We start from the raw sequence: 2,536 nt of genomic DNA on the forward strand, positions 1-2,536 counted from the left end.
GTGCTAGAACTGCCCGGCGCTCTCCAGGCCGGCCTCCGCCAGCTATGTGGGAGCGCTGCGGCCGGCCTGGAAAGCGCCTCCCTCAGCATGCGCATCGACGCCAGCAACACGGCTGGAGTCGGTGCAGACTGTCAAGATAAGGCCCGCAGTTCCTCGATGTGCTGCTCGATGGAAATCGCCATGGTCGTCATCTCCTTGGATAGTGTTAAAGATGACGCCTGCGGGTCGTGAGGATCGGGTCGGGTCAAGGATCGCGTAGCGACCGCCGAAGGCGGCGAGTGGGGGAGCCGAAATGCGCAAGCATTTTGGGGGGACCGCTCGTCCTTGACGCGGCACGAGCGCATCATGGCAGACTTGGCTTTCTGAGCAGAAAGGTCCTCGGCTCGTTTGGCGGAGAGAAAGGAGTGAAAGCGGGCTCGATGCCCGCTTTCACTCCCCAGTATCGCACGGAACGACCCCTGACGTTGAACGGTGAAGCCGGCCTCGATGGCTCGGGGCCGGCTTCTTGCCGTTCAGTTCGGATTGTTCCAAAGGATCACCTTCTTGGCAGGATCGCCGCCGGGGGCGGGAGCGAGGTTGCCGAAGATCACGCCGATCTCCGGGGCTTCCAGCTTCACCGAGAGGTATTCCTCGCCGGTCTGGCGGGCGATGCGGTTCCAGCCCGCGCCGATCTCGAAGCCGGTCCGGCGATGGATGACGCGGAAGTCGGGGGCTTCCTCGCTTGCCTTTTGGGCGTTCGGGACGATGGCGATCGGGGCGTTGACCCGGATGGTGGCGAAGACGCCTTCGAGAGAGCCGTCGGTCTTCTGCGTCAGGGTAGCGATCGTGGTGGCCATGGTTCTGTCTCCTTCGGTTGCTCGGGACCATTTCCCGATGGCGCACGAAGAGACGGCCGACTGCTGCGGTCAGCTCGGCCGAAAATTTTGCAAAATTCTATTTTCAGCCAGGACAAGAAGAACCGAAATCGAATTTTGCAAAAATTTCGGGCGAGTCTTACCCCGTCAGGGGTTGGCCGCAAAAGCAGGCGGTCGTCTATACGAGCGACATAAACGGGAATGGTTCGGGGCAACTGAAGGCGCGAAAACCGTCATGGCCGCCCGGTCCGGCGCTACGGATATCGGTCGCGTACCTTTTGAACGTTCCACCACCATCCCGGTCGACATCCTGCCCCGCCCGTTCACGGCTGCTTCAAGCGCATGACGCGCGCCCCTGCCCGCATCACTCCCTTCATCGGTCCGCGAGGTCGACACGGCGGCTGCACTGCCACCTGAAAACTGCGCTACAATACTTCGATGGTGTTGTTCGCGCCGGTGTCGGATGCGCGATCTTATCGACACGCCCGGGCCGGCACCCGGCCGCCAGGTGCCCGTCGGGCACACCGCCGTCGGCAAACGAGCAGTCCCGAACAATCGGAGCCGCCGTTCTGCTTTACCGATCAGGATGTCAATCCAGACGGCTGATACGCCGTCCGGATACGCCGTCCGGATGCCCGTGCTTGGGCGAAGGCTGCCGCGATCTTCATCATGAACGCTTTGCTGAAACGCCCGAGGATTTTGCTGCGAGGTTCGATGTACCAGGAGCGCTCGGCGACGTCGTAGTTGTATTCGTCGACGACGATCCAGCACCGCTTGATGTCGTTCAATCCTGCTCGCCGGCATTCGATGTCGGAGACCTCGACCGCGATGCGATCGGCCCCCGGCGGCTGGGTGGTGATCGCCAGAAGCGCCAGATGGGTGAGACCGTCATTCGCACCGCGGACGTCCACGACGACACAAGTGGGCCGGGCTTTTCGGCCTTCGGTCTCACCGCGTTCGTGCTGCCATGCCCACAGGTAAGGGTAGTCGATCACCTGACCGGGCAGGAACTCACGGCTCATCGTCGTAACCCTCTCCGCGCGCCAGCCGGTCGATCTCCGCCTCGAACAGATCGCGGTGCTCCTCTGGCATCTCGGAAGCGTGGTAGGCTCTACGTGGGTCCCCACCGCTGCGCATCCGCTCGTAGTGCTCGTAGCTCATCAGGACGAACCGGGGTTTCCGGTGCTTGGTGAGGACGACGGGTTCGCGGGCGGCGGCGTCGGTGACGTCGCCAACCTGTTTGTTGAGATCGCCTGTCGTGAACTGTCGCATGACCTTGCTCCTTTATCGATCTCCATAATATATGGATTTTCCAGATTTGCAAGAAAACGGCGCTCACGCGCCGTCTCCTCTAAGTTCCCAGACATTGATGCCGAAGCGGCGGGCCTTATCGCGAAGGTTTTCGGTGATGCCGGAGCCCGGAAAGATCACGACGCCGGTCGGCATTACGCAGAGCATCTCGTCGTTGCGGCGGAAGGGCGCGGCCTTGGCGTGCTTCGTCCAGTTCGGCTTGAAGGCGATCTGCGTCACCTTGCGCGCTTCCGCCCAGCAGGCGGCGATGCGTTCGGCGCCCTTGGGCGAGCCGCCATGCAGCAGGATCATGTCCGGGTGCTTGGCGTGGGCCTTGTCGAGCGCGGCCCAGATGCGCTCATGATCGTTGTAGTCCATGCCGCCGCCGAAGG

General features: G+C 62.5%; 6 protein-coding genes. 2 read left to right on the forward strand and 4 right to left on the reverse strand.

What is annotated here, in order from left to right:
* Positions 1–231 (forward strand): hypothetical protein (locus tag EOA75_RS34640; protein WP_206517096.1); only part of this gene is annotated, 231 nt, incomplete at its 5' end.
* 281 nt (positions 232–512) lie between these two features.
* Here the strand turns inward: EOA75_RS34640 and EOA75_RS31730 are convergent.
* A complete protein-coding gene (locus EOA75_RS31730; RefSeq protein ID WP_127326055.1) occupies positions 513–836 on the reverse strand; it encodes a DUF736 family protein in 324 nt (107 codons plus the stop codon).
* Positions 837–873: 37 nt separating this feature from the next.
* On the opposite strand from EOA75_RS31730, the gene EOA75_RS34310 reads away from it, so the two are divergent.
* Positions 874–1,200, forward strand: a complete 327-nt coding sequence (locus EOA75_RS34310; protein WP_164747712.1) for a hypothetical protein — start codon at positions 874–876, stop codon at positions 1,198–1,200.
* A 235-nt stretch (positions 1,201–1,435) separates the two neighbouring features.
* Here the strand turns inward: EOA75_RS34310 and EOA75_RS31740 are convergent, their stop codons facing one another.
* From EOA75_RS31740 to EOA75_RS31750, 3 genes are all read right to left on the reverse strand, one after another.
* Positions 1,436–1,876 carry a hypothetical protein gene (locus EOA75_RS31740; RefSeq protein WP_127326056.1) on the reverse strand — a complete coding sequence of 147 codons (441 nt, stop codon included), beginning with the start codon at positions 1,874–1,876 and terminating at the stop codon, positions 1,436–1,438.
* Entirely contained in the window at positions 1,866–2,126 is a 261-nt protein-coding gene (locus EOA75_RS31745) for a type II toxin-antitoxin system prevent-host-death family antitoxin (RefSeq protein WP_127326057.1), read from the reverse strand. The genes EOA75_RS31740 and EOA75_RS31745 overlap by 11 nt, the downstream gene beginning before the upstream one ends.
* A 63-nt stretch (positions 2,127–2,189) precedes the next feature.
* Positions 2,190–2,536: DUF2493 domain-containing protein (locus tag EOA75_RS31750; protein ID WP_164747713.1), on the reverse strand; the 347-nt coding region annotated here is incomplete at its 5' end.

Origin of the sequence: Mesorhizobium sp. M1A.F.Ca.IN.022.07.1.1 (assembly GCF_003997575.1) — a bacterium.
Taxonomy (GTDB): Bacteria; Pseudomonadota; Alphaproteobacteria; order Rhizobiales; family Rhizobiaceae; genus Mesorhizobium.